This window comes from Brachybacterium sp. GCM10030252 (genome assembly GCF_042666535.1).
In the GTDB taxonomy this organism is placed as follows: Bacteria; Actinomycetota; Actinomycetes; order Actinomycetales; family Dermabacteraceae; genus Brachybacterium.
The window spans coordinates 299,340-314,117 of the sequence record NZ_JBHTDM010000009.1 but is presented as its reverse complement, the minus strand read 5'-3'; the positions used below and the strand labels follow the sequence as shown (position 1 = coordinate 314,117).

20 protein-coding genes are annotated in these 14,778 nt (G+C 70.3%); 13 read left to right on the top strand and 7 right to left on the bottom strand.

What is annotated here, in order from left to right; translation table 11 throughout:
* Positions 1-129: 129 nt before the first annotated feature.
* The 3 genes from ACFQRJ_RS10075 to ACFQRJ_RS10065 all read right to left on the bottom strand — a co-directional run bounded on the left by ACFQRJ_RS10075 (position 130) and on the right by ACFQRJ_RS10065 (position 3,120).
* Positions 130-1,044 carry a TolB family protein gene (locus ACFQRJ_RS10075; RefSeq protein WP_377018907.1) on the bottom strand — a complete coding sequence of 305 codons (915 nt, stop codon included), beginning with the start codon at positions 1,042-1,044 and terminating at the stop codon, positions 130-132.
* Between the two features lie 52 nt (positions 1,045-1,096).
* Complete coding sequence (locus ACFQRJ_RS10070; RefSeq protein ID WP_377018906.1) at positions 1,097-1,582, bottom strand: pyridoxamine 5'-phosphate oxidase family protein; 486 nt, start codon at positions 1,580-1,582, stop codon at positions 1,097-1,099.
* Between the two features lie 161 nt (positions 1,583-1,743).
* On the bottom strand, positions 1,744-3,120 hold the full coding sequence (locus ACFQRJ_RS10065; RefSeq protein WP_377018905.1) for a cytochrome P450: 1,377 nt from the start codon (positions 3,118-3,120) through the stop codon (positions 1,744-1,746).
* Positions 3,121-3,209: 89 nt separating this feature from the next.
* Between ACFQRJ_RS10065 and ACFQRJ_RS10060 the strand changes: the two genes are divergently transcribed.
* From ACFQRJ_RS10060 to ACFQRJ_RS10045, 4 genes are all read left to right on the top strand, one after another.
* Complete coding sequence (locus ACFQRJ_RS10060; RefSeq protein ID WP_377018904.1) at positions 3,210-3,458, top strand: DUF6480 family protein; 249 nt, start codon at positions 3,210-3,212, stop codon at positions 3,456-3,458.
* A 78-nt stretch (positions 3,459-3,536) separates the two neighbouring features.
* On the top strand, positions 3,537-3,683 hold the full coding sequence (locus tag ACFQRJ_RS10055; protein ID WP_377018903.1) for a hypothetical protein: 147 nt from the start codon (positions 3,537-3,539) through the stop codon (positions 3,681-3,683).
* Between the two features lie 84 nt (positions 3,684-3,767).
* Positions 3,768-5,057, top strand: coding sequence for a prolyl oligopeptidase family serine peptidase (locus ACFQRJ_RS10050; protein ID WP_377018902.1), 1,290 nt, complete (start codon positions 3,768-3,770; stop codon positions 5,055-5,057).
* Between the two features lie 141 nt (positions 5,058-5,198).
* Positions 5,199-6,473, top strand: a complete 1,275-nt coding sequence (locus ACFQRJ_RS10045; RefSeq protein WP_377018900.1) for an ATP-binding protein — start codon at positions 5,199-5,201, stop codon at positions 6,471-6,473.
* 10 nt (positions 6,474-6,483) lie between these two features.
* Here the strand turns inward: ACFQRJ_RS10045 and ACFQRJ_RS10040 are convergent, their stop codons facing one another.
* A complete protein-coding gene (locus ACFQRJ_RS10040) occupies positions 6,484-7,377 on the bottom strand; it encodes a helix-turn-helix domain-containing protein (RefSeq protein ID WP_377018899.1) in 894 nt (297 codons plus the stop codon).
* A gap of 152 nt (positions 7,378-7,529) precedes the next feature.
* On the opposite strand from ACFQRJ_RS10040, the gene ACFQRJ_RS10035 reads away from it, so the two are divergent.
* Positions 7,530-8,552 (top strand): zinc-dependent alcohol dehydrogenase family protein, encoded by a 1,023-nt coding sequence (locus ACFQRJ_RS10035; RefSeq protein WP_377018898.1) that lies wholly within the window; start codon positions 7,530-7,532, stop codon positions 8,550-8,552.
* Positions 8,553-8,556: 4 nt separating this feature from the next.
* Here the strand turns inward: ACFQRJ_RS10035 and ACFQRJ_RS10030 are convergent, their stop codons facing one another.
* Positions 8,557-9,561 (bottom strand): NAD(P)/FAD-dependent oxidoreductase, encoded by a 1,005-nt coding sequence (locus ACFQRJ_RS10030; protein WP_377018897.1) that lies wholly within the window; start codon positions 9,559-9,561, stop codon positions 8,557-8,559.
* Positions 9,562-9,650: 89 nt separating this feature from the next.
* Here ACFQRJ_RS10030 and ACFQRJ_RS10025 point away from each other — a divergent pair, with 89 nt between their 5' ends.
* Positions 9,651-10,211, top strand: coding sequence for a helix-turn-helix domain-containing protein (locus ACFQRJ_RS10025; protein WP_377018896.1), 561 nt, complete (start codon positions 9,651-9,653; stop codon positions 10,209-10,211).
* A gap of 18 nt (positions 10,212-10,229) precedes the next feature.
* On the opposite strand, the gene ACFQRJ_RS10020 is transcribed toward ACFQRJ_RS10025, so the two are convergent.
* Positions 10,230-11,261 carry an aldo/keto reductase gene (locus ACFQRJ_RS10020; RefSeq protein WP_377018895.1) on the bottom strand — a complete coding sequence of 344 codons (1,032 nt, stop codon included), beginning with the start codon at positions 11,259-11,261 and terminating at the stop codon, positions 10,230-10,232.
* 183 nt (positions 11,262-11,444) lie between these two features.
* Between ACFQRJ_RS10020 and ACFQRJ_RS10015 the strand changes: the two genes are divergently transcribed.
* A complete protein-coding gene (locus tag ACFQRJ_RS10015; RefSeq protein WP_377018894.1) occupies positions 11,445-11,864 on the top strand; it encodes an endonuclease/exonuclease/phosphatase family protein in 420 nt (139 codons plus the stop codon).
* Positions 11,865-11,867: 3 nt separating this feature from the next.
* Positions 11,868-12,311, top strand: a complete 444-nt coding sequence (locus tag ACFQRJ_RS10010) for a hypothetical protein (RefSeq protein ID WP_377018893.1) — start codon at positions 11,868-11,870, stop codon at positions 12,309-12,311.
* A gap of 81 nt (positions 12,312-12,392) precedes the next feature.
* Here ACFQRJ_RS10010 and ACFQRJ_RS10005 read toward each other — a convergent pair whose 3' ends face one another.
* Positions 12,393-13,550, bottom strand: coding sequence for a GTP-binding protein (locus ACFQRJ_RS10005; protein ID WP_377018892.1), 1,158 nt, complete (start codon positions 13,548-13,550; stop codon positions 12,393-12,395).
* Between the two features lie 58 nt (positions 13,551-13,608).
* On the opposite strand from ACFQRJ_RS10005, the gene rpmB reads away from it, so the two are divergent.
* The 5 genes from rpmB to ykgO are packed head-to-tail and all read left to right on the top strand — an operon-like array spanning position 13,609 to position 14,707.
* Entirely contained in the window at positions 13,609-13,845 is a 237-nt protein-coding gene (rpmB, locus tag ACFQRJ_RS10000) for a 50S ribosomal protein L28 (protein WP_377018890.1), read from the top strand.
* Positions 13,846-13,856: 11 nt separating this feature from the next.
* Positions 13,857-14,024, top strand: coding sequence for a 50S ribosomal protein L33 (gene rpmG / locus ACFQRJ_RS09995; protein ID WP_377018889.1), 168 nt, complete (start codon positions 13,857-13,859; stop codon positions 14,022-14,024).
* A complete protein-coding gene (rpsN, locus tag ACFQRJ_RS09990; protein WP_377018887.1) occupies positions 14,024-14,329 on the top strand; it encodes a 30S ribosomal protein S14 in 306 nt (101 codons plus the stop codon). The genes rpmG and rpsN overlap by 1 nt, the downstream gene beginning before the upstream one ends.
* A 10-nt stretch (positions 14,330-14,339) precedes the next feature.
* The gene (locus ACFQRJ_RS09985; protein WP_377018886.1) at positions 14,340-14,585 is read left to right on the top strand and encodes a type B 50S ribosomal protein L31; all 246 of its coding nucleotides are present in this window, start codon (positions 14,340-14,342) and stop codon (positions 14,583-14,585) included.
* Entirely contained in the window at positions 14,582-14,707 is a 126-nt protein-coding gene (ykgO, locus tag ACFQRJ_RS09980; RefSeq protein ID WP_377018885.1) for a type B 50S ribosomal protein L36, read from the top strand. The genes ACFQRJ_RS09985 and ykgO overlap by 4 nt, the downstream gene beginning before the upstream one ends.
* Positions 14,708-14,778 lie beyond the last annotated feature (71 nt).

Sequence of the window (14,778 nt, the reverse complement as noted above, 5' to 3'; positions counted from 1 at the left end):
GGATTGCCGCCGGTCTCGAACCAGAGGGCGGCGGCGAGGACGGCGAGGATTGGCCGAAAACGTCGCAGGATCGGCGGACAATGCGACGCCACGTGCCAATGTCGAAGAGTCGAGTACGCCCGGCGACTCTCAGCTCTCGGCTCGCGCAGCGTCGCTCTCGGTGCGCCCATCGTCCATCGGGTACTCGACGTAGGCGATGCTGCGGCTGTCCGGGGACCAGCTGTTCACGTTCATCGTGCCCTGGCCTCCCAGCACCCGCGCGAGGTCCCGCATCCCGGACCCGTCGGCTTCGCAGAGCCGCACGATGACGTCCCGGTCCGCCGGGTGGCCCTCCGTGCCGGACGGGAAGCTGACGTAGGCCAGTCGCGTGCCGTCCGGGCTGACGTGCGGGAACCAGTTCACGCGCTCGTCGGACGTGAGCTGCTCGGCGCCGCTGCCGTCGGGGCGCATGCGGAACAGCTGGGCGTGGCCGGGCCGGGTGCGGGCCCGTTCGGAGTTGAGGTAGATCCAGGTGCCGTCCGGCGCGTACTCGGCGCCGTCGTCGGGGAACTCGTCGTCGGTGAGCTGGGTATCCGGCCCGCCAGCGGCAGGGATGGTGAAGACGTTCGGGGCGGACCAGGCGCCGTCGGCCGACGTCTCCACGCCGATGTAGGCGAGGGTCGTCCCGTCAGGACTGACGCCGTGGAGGAAGTGCAGGCGGCCATCGTCATTGGTGACTCGGGTGGCCTGCCCGCCGGCGAGCGGAGCGCGGTAGATGTGCCCGTCGTCCGCCGAGACGAAGAAGTGCTCGTCGTCGGGATCGAGCACGTGGTCGTTGTTCAGCTCCGGCACGTCGCCGAGGTCGATCCGCTGCGGCGCGCCGCCGTTCAGCTCGAGCCGGAATAGATGGCCGTCGCCGTTGACGTAGAGCGCGGTGCCGTCCAGCGCCCAGTTCGGAGCCTCATAGAGCACGTCGGCCGATTCGTGGAGGACCGCGGTCTCACCGGTGTCGACGCCGAGGATGCGGATGATCGCGTGCTGGCCGTCGGCAAGGGTGCGTGCCATGAAGTGCTCCTTTGTCGGGGAACGCGGAGCGGTGCGCCCCGTTGCGTGGGGATCAGAGTTCGGTGGTGCCCGTGCCGCCGGCGGTCCGCTCCCCGGAGACCTTGGCCTTGAGGATCTGGGCGATCCCGGCGACCTTCCCACCGGGCAGTCCCCAGAACTGCGCCGAATCACCGACCACTTTGAGCAGGCCGAGGTCCGGGTCATCCTTGCCATCCGGGAAGTAGGCGGCGGCTCGGTCACTCCACAGCTCGTCGATCTTGGCGTGGTCGTCGACGAACTCGGCGCGCCCCGCGACGGACAGCCACGAGCCGGCGTCGGCCACGGCGAGGTTCACATGCGGCTCTTGTCGCAGCGCATCGGCCTGACCACCCGTGAGGCCGATGAAGAACCACACGTCTGCATCGTCGGTGACCTCCTGGATCGCCATCGGATGGGACAACAGCTTGCCGTCCGGCAACGCCGTGGTCAGCATGACCAGGTCGGAGGCGCGGAGCTTGTCCACGACGTCCTGCTGCGACAGGTTCTCGATGTCTACCATGGTGACTCCTCCATCAATCGTCTCGGATCCGTGCAACCGTGGCCGACGTTACTCTGCCTTGCTGCGTGCGCGACGACGGCCGAGTCCCCCTGCCGAAGCCGCGTTCGGTCCCGATATGTTCCCTGGCTCGGAACGTACCGGAACCGAACTGGGCGCGGTGCTCAGCCCAACGGCGCCACCGCGAACCGCGAGGAGAACGGGCTCAGGCTCCCCGGGAGCGTGCTGGTATCCAGCGGCTGCTGCGCCGTCAGCGAGCGCTGCCGGACCAGCTCGCCGAGCACCATGGAGCAGGTCAGCAGCACCACGTTGCGCCCGGGGCAGATGCCGGGCCCGTCGCTGAAAGGAACCAGCGGCCAGGCGCGGTCGTCCCGCTCGCCCGGCTCGTGCCCCTCCAGCCACTGCTGCGGGGCGAAGCGATGCGCCTCGGCGAGGTGGCGCTCATCGCGGTGGAAGTACGGGGCGAAGATGATCACCGCGGTCCCCGCGGGCAGGGAACCTGTGCGCCAGGTCGTCTCCTCGGTGGTGTCGCGCAGCAGCAGCGGGGTGGTGGGCCACAGCCGCAGCGACTCCAGCACGGTGGCGCGGAGGTAGGGCAGCTCCGGGGCGCGGGTCATCTCCTCCCGGGCGGTCTCGACCGCGCCGGGATGGGAGGTCAGCAGCGACAGGGCGCGGAAGGTGGCCCAGGCGGCGGCGTCGAAGGCGAACAGCCACTGCGGGATCTGCTGGATCGGTTCGGCGTCCCGAGAGGCAAAGGTGCGGGCCACCATCTCGGCGAGGCTGCCGGGTTCGGCCGCCTCGACGTAGCGGCGCAGCTGCGCCAGGAAGCTCTCGCGCAGCCGACGGTTCTGCGGCATCGCGTAGGCGAGGTTCGCCCGTCGGCGCAGGCGCCGGATGTCGTCGGTGATCTGGTGGTCCTCGCGGGCGGCGGAGCCCAGGACGATCTGGCGCACGATGCGCCACCAGGCGGTGGCGAAGCCGTCCCAGTCCAGGGTGCCGGTGAAATCGGCGTGCCCCAGCAGGGAGGTCACCTCGCGTTCGATCGCGGCGGTCATGACCTCCGCATGGCTGTGCACGGGCCTGGAGGATTCCAGGACCTCCTCGTTCAGGGGCCGACGGGCCCGGCGCTCCTGCGCGGAGGAGACCAGGGAGGATTCGGGCTCGAAGTGGTTCAGCGCCCCACGCTTCTCGAGCGTCGCGGGCGTGAACGGCTCCGGCGTGCCGTCGAGCACGCGGTGGACGTCCGCGGGTGTCAGCACAAGTGCGAGACGGCGGCCGGGGATCCGCAGCTGGACGGGCCCGTCGCCATAGCGCTCGTGCAATCGCTGCATCTCGCGGACGCCGGCACTGTCGAGGTCGAAGCGCTCGACGAGGTTCACCGGTCCGGGCCGGCGCACGATCGGCCCTTTGACCACGGGTGAGAGCAGGATTCTCGTGAGCACCCGGGCGTGGTCGGAGGCGCTCAGCAGCGGAACCTGACCGGCCCCGTCGCGGTCGGGGCTGGGCTGTCCGGAGCCGGCGTGCGTCGTGTCGCGAGGCATGGCTCCAGATTCGCACGAGAAGACCCTGCGCGACCTTCCGAATGGTCCGATGGATATCGCGCGGTGGCGAACGCTGGCACGCTGTGGCCATGTCAGAGAAGACTTCCGGCCCCGGCCCCGCTGATCCGAAGCGTCAGGATCCCGACACCGACCCGTCGGCCGATCCGTGGCCGCTGCATGAGGACACCCCGGACTCCCACGAGGACCGTGGGGCCAACGCGAACCCTGATCCCGAGGAGCAGAACCTCACCGGGCTCGAGGAGGGCGGCGGTGTGCCCCCGGGCGAGACGCCGCCGGCCGAGGACCAGATGAGCTCCGACCAGGGGCACGACGAATGAGTTGAACACGTGGAGACCCGGCTGCCCCGTCGCCTCGCGCGCCGGGACGGCCGGACCGACGGATAAGGAGCACACACGATGACTGACCTGGCGGCACGGCCCGCCTTCACCGATTACCAGCGCGGGCGCGCAGCGTGGCGGCGTACCGGCATCCGGAACACCGAGTTCCGGCGCGTGATCCACCGCCTGGACGCCCTCATGGAAGAGGAGCTCACCGAGGGGTGATCACGGGAGGGCGGGCCCGATACGGTGACTCAGGCCACCTCTGATGGCTCACCCCTGATGGTTCATCCGGACGAAGGAGTTCCCATGACCGCCCCTCTCCCCCGCCGCACCCTCCTGACCGCCGGCAGCGCGGGCACCGCCGCGGCCCTGGCCGCTCTCGCCCCGACCGCCTCCGCCCAGGGTCGCAGCGGCGGGGCCCCGGCCCGCCCCGGTGGCCCACCGGCTCGTACCGCGCGCTTCACCCTCCAGGCACAGGTGCTCGACGGCGGCCAGCAGGTCACCTCGGTGGTCATCAGCGCCGGTCGCCGTGGCGGTCTGATCCCGGGCGATCTCTCCCCGGAAACCTTCACCGTGCACGCCACCGGCACCAATCCCGTCACCGGCACTGCCGCCTTCGACGTGGACCGCACCGTCACCGCCGCCCGCGCCGACCACAGGGGCCGGATCACCCTGGATCTCGAGCACGGCCCGGACGTGGAGGGCGCCGGCACCCTGGAGTACCTCGACGAGGCGAGCCGCAACGTCCTGTTGGAGCTCGAGTACACCCTCACCCAGAACGCTCCCCTTCCCGCCCGCGGCAACGGGCACGGCACGATCGACGAGTTCGTCCAGGATGGCCTGGTCGACGCGGAGGTGGACGCGTTCAGCTCCCACGTCGCCGCCTCCGGCACCAACTATCGCCTGTTCACCCCGCACGGGCATGGCAGCGCACGCGAGCTGCCGCTGGTGGTATGGCTGCACGGCGGCGGCGAGGGCGGCCTGTTCGACGGGGAGATCGAGTACTACGACAACGAGACCCACCTGCGTGCCAATCGCGGCGCCCTGGCCTTCGCCACCGACGAGGCGCAGGAGATCTTCGGCGGCGCGATCGTGGTCGCTCCGCAGTGCACGTCCGCGTGGATGGACGACGGCCCGGCGTTCGAGCCGCTGATCGACGAGATCATCGAGGAGGTCGCCGCGGATCATCCCGTCGACCGCGAGCGCGTCCATGTGATCGGCTGCAGCAACGGCGGCTACATGAGCCTGAAGATGGTGGTGGAGAACCCCGGCGCGTTCGCCTCCGCGGTGCCGATCTGCGGCGTGATCCAGGCGCGTGGCGACTCCCCGGGCCGCCTCGTCACCGATGACGAGCTCACCGCCATCGACACGCCCACCTGGCTGATCGCCGCGGCCGACGACACGACCGTGGATCCGCAGGCGAACACGGTCCATGCCCACGGCCTGATCCCGGACTCGATCATGAGCCTGTACGACGACGTCACCTGGGAGGGCGAGAGCTACCCCGGGCACTTCTCCTGGATCTACGCCGCCCGCAACGACCCCTCGCACCAGGGCACGCATCTGTGGGAGTGGATGGCCGCCCAGCAGCGCTGAGCGCTCGAGCGACGCTCCCTCGACAGGTGGCAGGACGACTAGTAACTCCTTGGCAGGACGACTAGTAGATCGGTGGCAAGACGACTAGTAGATCCTTGGCAGAACGACCAGTAGGGGGTATCGTCGCAGGCAGGAGGCCCCATGACTCAGTCTGCGAAAGAACCGGCCAACACGTACCTGCACCGCTATATCGACGACGAACTCGACGCACTCCTCCCAAACCTTTCGGCCATCGCGATCGACGGCCCCAAAGGCGTCGGGAAGACAGCCACCGCGTCTCGGCGAACAGACGCCATTCTGGCTCTGGATGATCCCGCGATCCGGTCGCTCGTCGCCGCAGATCCGCAGTTCCACCTCTCCCGTGCCGATACCGTCCTCATCGACGAGTGGCAGCATCTCCCCGAGATCTGGGATGCGGTGCGCCGCGCCGTCGATGCCCGCAGCGAGCGCACGTATCTTCTGACCGGCAGCGCATCACCGCAGACGGGGGTCGACACGCATTCGGGGGCAGGCAGGATCGTCTCGCTGAGGATGCGGCCTCTGAGCCTGGCCGAGCGCCCGACCACCGATCCCTCCGTCCGGATCACCGACCTCTTCGAGCCGGGTTCGACGATCAGGGGGCACACCGAGTTCACGCTGGCTGACTACGCCGCAGAGATCTGCGGGTCCGGGCTGCCCGATGTCCGTGCGCTTCCGCCTCGAGCGCGACGTGCAGCTCTCGCCGGTTACGTGGACCGGATCATCGACCGGGACATCCCTGCGGAGGGGATCTCCGTGCGCCGGCCCGCCTCCTTGCGCGCCTGGCTCTCGGCCTACGCCAGTGCCACGTCGACGACCACCGACTACACGAAGATCCTCGACGCGGCTACGCCGGGTGACTCGAGCAAGCCCTCCAAGGCCACCGCGCTCTCGTATCGGGACATCCTCACGAAGCTGTGGATTCTCGATCCTGTCCACGCATGGCTGCCGGGGTTCTCGCAGATGAGCCGGCTGACCCAGGCATCGAAGCATCACCTTGCCGATCCTGCCCTGGTGACGACACTGCTCAACGCCTCGGAGAGCTCGCTGCTCTCCGGAGCCGACGGCGCTGCCGAGCTATTCGGGCGATTGTTCGAATCACTGGCAACGCTGACGATCCGTGCTGCGGGAGCAGCGGCAGAGGCACGAGTGTTCCACCTGCGCACTCGGGGCGGGACCCGCGAGGTGGATCTGGTCCTGGAGCGATATGACGGCAGTGTCGTCGCCTTCGAGGTGAAGCTCGCTCGCACGGTCGACGATGGCGACGTCCGCCATCTGCACTGGCTGGGCGAACAGATCGGCCCTCGACTCCGCAGCAAAGTCGTGCTGACGACAGGATCGGACGCGTACCGGCGCCCGGACGGGGTCTGCGTCGTCCCGCTGGCTCTGCTCGGGTGAGCCCTGCCGCTCAGCCGTCCTCGGCGAGCGCGGCCCGTCGTGCCTCCTCGCGGCGGGAGGCCTCCCAGCTGGCCAGCAGCTGCAGTCGCTCGGCGCTCTGGGACCCGGGCTCGGCGGTGTAGATCATCAGCACGCAGCCGGGCTCCGCCGTGATCGCGAGCTCCTCGTAGGCCAAGGACACCTCACCCACGACGGGATGGTTGTACCGCTTGGTCCCCGCGCCGTGCTGGCGCACATCGTGGCGGCCCCACAGGGTGCGGAAGAGGTCCGAGCGGGTGGACAGCTCGCCCACGAGGTCCTGCAGCTCCGTGTCGTGAGGGTCGCGGGAGGCCTCCATGCGCATGATCGCCACGCACATCTCGGCGAACAGCTCCCAGTCCGGGTAGAAGTCCTTCGAGGCCGGGTCCAGGAACTGGAAGCGCGCCAGGTTCGGGGTGCGCCCGCCGTCCCCGATCAGTGGCGAGAAGAAGGCCCGGCCCAGGTCGTTGGTGGCCAGCACGTCCTGGCGCGGGTCGCGCACGAAAGCGACCCCGTCGGTCAGCGAATCCAGGGCCCATTGCAGGCTGGGTCGCAGCGCCGTCCGGCTGCTCGAGGGCCGACGGGCCCTGCCCGAGGCGGGGATGCCGTCGGCCGCGCGCGCGAGATCGAGCAGATGGGTCCGCTCGGTCTCGTTCAGCTGCAGCGCCCGGGCGAGCGCATCCAGCACGGCGGCGGAGGCGCCGCCGATCCCGCCGCGCTCGAGCTTGGCGTAGTACTCGACGCTGACCCCGGCGAGCAGCGCCACCTCGCTGCGGCGCAGCCCCGGCACCCGCCGCGCGCCGACGGAGGGCACGCCGGCCTGCTGCGGCGTGATCTTGGCGCGGCGGGAGGTGAGGAACTCGCGCACCTGAGACCTGTTATCCATGGCGACACCTTAGGCCGCGCTCTCGGGGCACCGGGATGCTCCGGGGGGCTCTGGGGTGCCCTGCGAGTACACCCCTCATCAGTCACTCCCCACCAGCCGCCCTCCCGGCGCACCATGGGAACGTCCATGCACAGACCCCTCAAGGAGACATCATGCGCGCCGTGATCATGCACGCCCCCGGCGACGTCCGCGTCGAGGACCGGGAGGACCCCACCATTCTCGAGCCGACGGACGCGGTCATCCGCCTGGCCGCGACCTGCATCTGCGGCTCGGACCTGTGGCCCTACCGCGGCGCCGACCAGCCTGACCACCAGCACATGGGCCACGAGTACGTCGGCGTGGTCGAGGAGATCGGCGACGCGGTCGAGACGCTCGAGGTCGGCGACTTCGTCGTCGGCTCCTTCGTGATCTCCTGCGGCCAGTGCGAGATCTGCCGCGAGGGCCACCCCTCGCGCTGCGTCAACGCGATCTTCGTCGACGGCGAGATCGGCACCCAGGCCGAGCGCGCCCGGATCCCCTTCGCCGACGGCACGCTCGTGAAGACCCCCGGTACCCCGGACCCCGATCTCATCCCCTCCCTGCTGGCCGCCTCCGACGTGCTGGGAACCGGCTGGTTCGCGGCCGATGCCGCCCAGGCCGGCCCCGGCAAGACGGTCGCCGTGGTGGGCGACGGGGCCGTCGGCCTGCTGGGCGTGCTCTCCGCGCAGCAGATGGGCGCCGAGCGGATCATCATCTTCAGCCGCCACGCCGACCGCCAGTCACTGGCCCGCGAGTTCGGCGCCACTGACGTCATCGAGGAGCGCGGTGACGCCGGGGTGGAGAGGCTGAAGGAGCTCACCGGCGGACTCGGCGCGCACAGCGTGATCGAGGCCGTGGGCACCCAGGAGTCGATGATGCAGGCGATCCGCGGCACCCGCCCCGGCGGCCACATCGGTTTCGTCGGCGTCTCGCACGACGTCGAGCTGCCCGGCCAGGAGCTGTTCTTCTCCGCCGTGCATCTGCACGGCGGCCCCGCCCCGGTGCGCCGCTACCTGCCCGAGCTGATCCAGCTGATCTGGGATCGGAAGATCGACCCGGGCAAGGTCTTCGACCTCACCCTGCCCCTCGAGCAGGCTCCTGAGGGCTACCGGGCCATGGATGAGCGCCGCGCCACCAAGGTGCTGCTGAGCGTCTGAGCTCTCACGCCGCCGTGTCCGCCTTCCGCGCGGCCACGGCGGCGTCGGCCGCGGCGAGCTGGGCGTTGATGTGCGCCCCGGCGAGCGCTCCGGCCGCGGCCGACGCCCCCACCTGCGCGCTCAGCTCCGCGACATTGCCGGCGGCCCAGACGCCGGGAACCTCGGTGGTCCCGGCCATGCCGGTGACGATGTGGCGACCCATCCCGTGGGGCAGCTCCTCCATCGGCAGGCCGAGGGGCTCGAGGCCCTCGGTGCGCGCGTGCATGGTGGTGCCGACGGCCAGGACGCGGCGCTCCACGACCTCTCCGCCGGCCAGACGGACTCCGGCGATACCACCGCCCTCATCCGCGATGACCTCGGCGAGTTGGTCATCGACGATCCGGATGCCGAGGGCGTCGAACCGCTCGCGGGTCTCGTCGTCGAGCTCGGTACCGCGCTGGAAGTAGACGAGGTCGTCGGTGAGCTGGCGGAACAGCAGCGCCTGGTGGGCGGAGATGGGCCCGCGGGCGAGAAGCCCGATGGGTTCGTCGCGCACCTCCCAGCCGTGGCAGTACGGGCAGTGGACCACGCCGTGGCCCCAGTGCTCGGCCAGGCCCGGGACGTCGGGCAGCTCGTCGCGCAGCCCGGTGGCGATGAGCAGCCGGCGAGCAGTGAGGCGGCGACCGTCGGTCAGCTCGAGGGTGAAGCGCAGATCGCCGTCGGCCGACGGATCGGCGGGGCGCGCCGCGGCGACCGTGCCGGTCACGATGCGGCCGCCGTAGCTGCGCACCTCGCCGCGGCCGCGCTCAAGGTACTCCCCGGGCGGGGTGCCCTCATGGCCGAGCAGGCCGTGGATCCCGTCGGCCGGGGCGTTGCGCGGCGTACCGGCGTCGATGACGAGGACGGAGCGCCGGGAGCGGGCGAGCATCAGTGCGCCGCTCAGGCCGGCGGCGCCGCCGCCGAGCACGGCGACATCCACCGTGCCCTCCGGCAGGACCTCGAAGTCAGGGGTGGAGCGTGTGTCAGTCATGGAGAGTCCTTCTCGTCGTGGGGAGCCTCCCGCGGAGGCGTCACCCTGAGACTAGGCAGGTGTTGCCTCGCAGGCATAGACTCTTGCCTATGACGCAAGAAGATGGCGCCGTCGACGGCCTCGTGCGCAAACGGATCCGTGGCCTGCGCCTCGCGCAGGGCTGGTCGCTGGCCGACCTCGCCGAACGGGCTCACCTCAGCCAGTCCACTCTCTCGAGGATCGAGAACGGGCAGCGGCGGCTATCCCTGGATCAGCTGGTCACCCTCGCCCGCACGCTGGATACGAGCCTGGACCAGCTGGTGGAATCCGCGACCGACGACGTCGTCTCCAACCCCGTCATGGACCGCCACCTGGACGCGCTGCGGTGGAGTCTACAGAGCAGCCCGGACACCGTCGTGCTGCGCCGGCGCCTGACCGAGCCGCCGCCCGCCCCCACCAAGATGCGATCCCACCCGGGACAGGAGTGGATGGTCGTTCTCTCCGGCACCGCAGTCGTGCTACTGGGCGAGCGCCGCTACCGCGTCGAGACCAATCAGAGCGCCGAGTTCCCGACCATGCTCCCCCACGCCTTCGGCAGCGAGGGCGGCCCGGCCGACGTACTCATGGTGCTCGACCGCGAGGCGCGGCGGGGGCACCGATCGGAGAACTGACCGTCGGGTCGCTCCGGTTCAGCTCTCCTTCGTCAGCGGCCGGCGCCGCTGTTTGATCCCGGCCGGACCGTAGGGATAGTCGTCCATCTGCGGGGCGCTGACCTCGTCGAGGCGGCGCAGCTCGTCGTCGCTGAGCTGCAGGTCGGCGGCTGCCATGTTGTCGCGCAGCTGCTCCACGGTGCGCACGCCGAGGATCACGGAGGTGACGGCGGGCTGGGCGGCGGCCCAGGCCAGTGCGACCTGGGAGAGGGAGGCGCCGTGGGCGTCGGCGATCGCGCGCACCTCGTCGATCGTGCGCCAGGTGCGCTCGTCGTCGTTGCGCTTCTGCCACGCTTCCATCCCGCGCTGCGGGTTCTCCCCCAGGCGCGTGGCGCCAGTGGGCTCCTGATCGCGCTGGTACTTCCCGGTCAGCCAGCCGCCGGCCAGCGGCGACCAGGGCAGCAGGCCCATGCCCGCGTCCTGGACGGCGGGGACGATCTCGTGCTCGATGTCCCGCACCAGCAGGTTGTACTGGGGCTGCAGGGTGACGGGGCGGGCCCAGCCGTGGGCGTCGGCGATGTGGACGGCCTTGGTCAGCTGCCAGCCCAGGTAGTTCGAGAAGCCGTAGTAGGAGATCTTGCCGGCGGAGATCGCGTCGTCCAGGAAGCGCAGCGTCTCCTCGACCGGGGTCAGGGCGTCCCAGGCGTGCATCTGGTACAGGTCCACGTGCTCGACGCCGAGGCGGCGCAGGGACTTCTCCAGTGCCGTACGCAGATGACGGTGGGAGATGCCGATGTCGTTGGGCCCGTCACCGGTGCGGGCGCGGCCCTTGGTCGCGAGCACCACCTGCTCGGCCTCGGTGGGGTGCTCGGCCAGCCAGCGGCCGATGATCTCCTCGGAGGTGCCGCCGGTGTAGACGTCGGCGGTGTCGAAGAAGTTCCCGCCGCCCTCGACGAAGGCGGTCATGATGTCGAAGGAGGTCGCCTCGTCGGCCTCCTTGCCGAAGGTCATCGTGCCCAGCGTCTGCGCCGAGACGACGGTTCCGCTGCAGCCGAGAAGTCGGTAATCCATGGTCACTCCCGTGGTCGGATCCAAGCCCTGAAGGCGTGCCACCGGGGGCGATGAGCGCCGGCGATGGCAGCGAAAGGCGTGTGATCAGTGTCTCAGCACACAGGGTGGGCGTCGAGTGGCGGTCGGAGCGTGGACGCATGACGAACCCTGGCGGACGTCGCGAGATGCCGTCAGGATGACGGCATGCGCATCGCGACACTGAACACGTGGGGCACGCGCGGGGACTGGCCGGCCTGCCTCGAGATGCTCCGCGCCGAGTTCGAGCGGATCGACGCCGACGTCCTCACTCTCCAGGAGACAGTGCTGACCGCGGAGATCGACCAGGCGGCTCTCATGCTCGGGGGCGGGTACCACTACGCCCAGCAGTCCGTGCGAGAGGACGGCTCCGGTGGCGCCGTGCGCGGCCAGGGCATCACCACCGCAAGTCGTTGGCCGATCGGCGAGGTCATCGAGGTCGACCTGAACGTCACCGACCGCACCGGGGAGTTCGCCTGCACGTGCCTGATCACGGAGATCTTGGCTCCCGCCCCGCTCGGGCGCCTCTGGGTGGCGAACCATTTTCCCGACTATCAGCTCGACCACGAACGAGAGCGCTGCCTCTAGGCGGTGAAGGTCGCCCGCGTTCTCGAACAGGTGGTCCGGGACCGCCCCGGGCACGTGATCGTGGCGGGCGATCTGGACGCCGAGCCCGATGCGGACAGCGTGCGCTTCTGGACCGGCCGGCACGTGCTCGAGGACATGAGCGTGTGCTACCGCAGCGCGGCGGAAGCCGTGCCTCCGGCGCGCGAGACAGGCCCCACCAGCGCACCGGGAGCAGGCGGCAGCATCGAGACATACCTCCCGAACAACCCGCTCCAGGTCGATCTCGACTGGCCGTTCCGCGCGATCGACCACGTCCTCGTGCGGTGCGGTCCCACAGGGCCGACGCTGCTGGCACGCTCGTGCGTGCGCGCCTTCGACACCCCAGAAACGATCGCCAGCGATCACTATGGCCTGGTCGTGGATTACGAGGTTCCCGAGAGACACGAGGCCGACGGGAACGACCGGTAGGAGGCCGACGGCGCTCGCGCACCGATGTCCGCGAGTCGACCGACGGGAGCTCGCGGCGCATCGAACGTTTCTGATCGCCGTTCACCGCAGCACGCCGCGCTCCCCGAGCCACGGCGCCAGCGGGTCCTCCGCCCCCATCCACGGCTCGAGGCCCGTAGCCCACTCGTCCTCGGTGAGCAGGCTGCGCCGGAACGCCGCGCGCACCCGCTCGGCGTCGGCCGCCTCGACACCCGTGACCACGAGCCGCGTGGTCGGCAGCTCGCGGCCAGTCTTCCAGGTGGCGCCGATGGAGACCTGCCCGCCGGCGCCGTCCCACTGGCAGATGGTGTCGGGGCGGTCCGGCACCCAGAAGCGTCCGCGGCTGCGCAGGCGCCCGCCGCCGAGGGCCTCGATGTTCTCGAGCAGGCGATCGGGGTGGAAGGGTCGCTCGGAGTGCAGGTCGAGAGTCCAGGTGCCGTGCGCCGATGGCCCGCCGTAGGGCTCGACCACGCGGGAATCGCGGCGCAGCAGGGCCGCCTGGTGGTCGAGCGCCCCTCTATGCATCGAGCCGCTCTCGAGGTCATGGAGTCCGACGGCCAGCAGCTGGTCAGGTGCGCGCAGATGCTCGAGCAGCTCCCGGCCGGCCGCGACCCGCTGCGTGGCCGCCTCGCCGTCGGCGCCGGAAGGCCCGTCGGCGTCGAGCACGAGCAGCCCGGAGTACTCGATCTGGGCGGCGAGCGCCTCGCCCACGCTGCGCTCGTCGCCCTCGGCCCATTGCAGCTGCCGCTCGGCCAGAGTGGCATCGCCGAGGAGGTCCTCGTGGAGGCTCTCGGCCGAGAGCACGGTCGAGGCGCTCGCCAGGTGCCATGCGCGCTGGTGCGGCGCCAGGGTGCCGGCGACGATGGAAGGGTCCGCCGAGATCGGTGGCGCGAGCAGGATCACGCTGATGCGAGGGTCGCTCGCGAGACGGTTCAAGGCCGGCACGGCGTCCTCCCGCATCGCGCACGAGGCACAGGGGTGCTCGAGGACGACCTCCTCGTCCTCCGCGATGCCGTCGGCGGACAGGACGAGCCGCCGCAGGGTGACCGACTCGACGTCGACCTCGTAGCGCAGCGCCACAGCGCCCGGGACGTCCAGCAGCAGGCTCGCGACCAGCGAATCCCTCAGCACCGCGTCGATCGCGGTGACGACGGCGACAGGCGTGGAAGATTCCGCCGCTCCCGGTCGTTGACGACGGTGGATCTCATGAGGCTCGGTCATACCGGTACTGCTCCAGACGCTTGACGATAATGATTCTCAGTAGCTAGAATCTGCCGTCATGTCCCGACGCTGTCAAGTCACCGGGGCCGCACCGAGCTTCGGCAAGAACGTCTCCCACTCGCATCGGCGCACCTCGCGCCGGTTCGATCCCAACATCCAGTCCAAGCGGTTCTACGTCCCGTCCCTGGGCCGCACCGTGCGCCTGCAGGTCTCCACCACGGGCCTGCGCACCATCGACCGTCGCGGGATCGAGGCCGTCGTGGCCGAGATCCGCGCCCGCGGCGAGAAGATCTGAGAGGAACACCCATGGCGAAGAAGAACGACGTGCGCGCCACCGTGAAGATGCGCTCCACGGCCGGCACCGGCTACACGTACATGACCACCAAGAACCGCCGGAACACCCCCGATCGCCTGGTCGCGCGGAAGTACGACCCGACGCTCCGCTCCGTCGTCGAGTTCCGCGAGGAGCGCTGATGGCCAAGACGTCGAAGATCGCGGCGAACGAGCGCCGGAAGGAGCTCGTGGCCCGCTACGCCGTCGAGCGCCGCGCCCTCAAGCGCGCCATCAAGGACCCGAGCACGCCGATGACCGAGAAGGTCCAGGCCCAGCGCGCCCTGCAGCGCATGCCGCGAGACGCCAGTCCCACTAGGTTGCGCAACCGCGACGCGATCGATGGCAGGCCCCGCGGGTACCTGCGCCGATTCGGGCTCTCCCGGGTCCGGTTCCGCGCCGCCGCCCACCGCGGCGAGCTGCCCGGCATCACGAAATCCAGCTGGTGAGGAGAACACCATGAAGCAGAGCATCCATCCTGACTACCGGCCCGTCGTCTTCCGCGACGCCGCCGCCGGCTACTCGTTCCTGACCCGCTCCACCCGCGGCTCCGAGAAGACGGTGACCTGGGAGGACGGCCACGAGTACCCCGTGATCGACGTCGAGGTCTCCTCGGCCTCGCACCCCTTCTACACCGGCCAGGCGAAGGTGCTGGACACCGCTGGCCGCGTGGAGAAGTTCCGCCGGCGCTACGGGCAGCGATGAAGGTCCGCTCCTCCTTGCGCTCGCTGGTCCGCAAGCCCGGCGCGCAGGTCGTGCGCCGCCGCGGGCGGATCTACGTCATCAACAAGAAGGACCCGCGCTTCAAGGGCCGCCAGAAGGGCTGACCCGCGACCCCGGCCGTGCCGGGACCAGGAACCCCTGGCTCCGGCACGGCCGTCGCATTACGGTGAAGCCA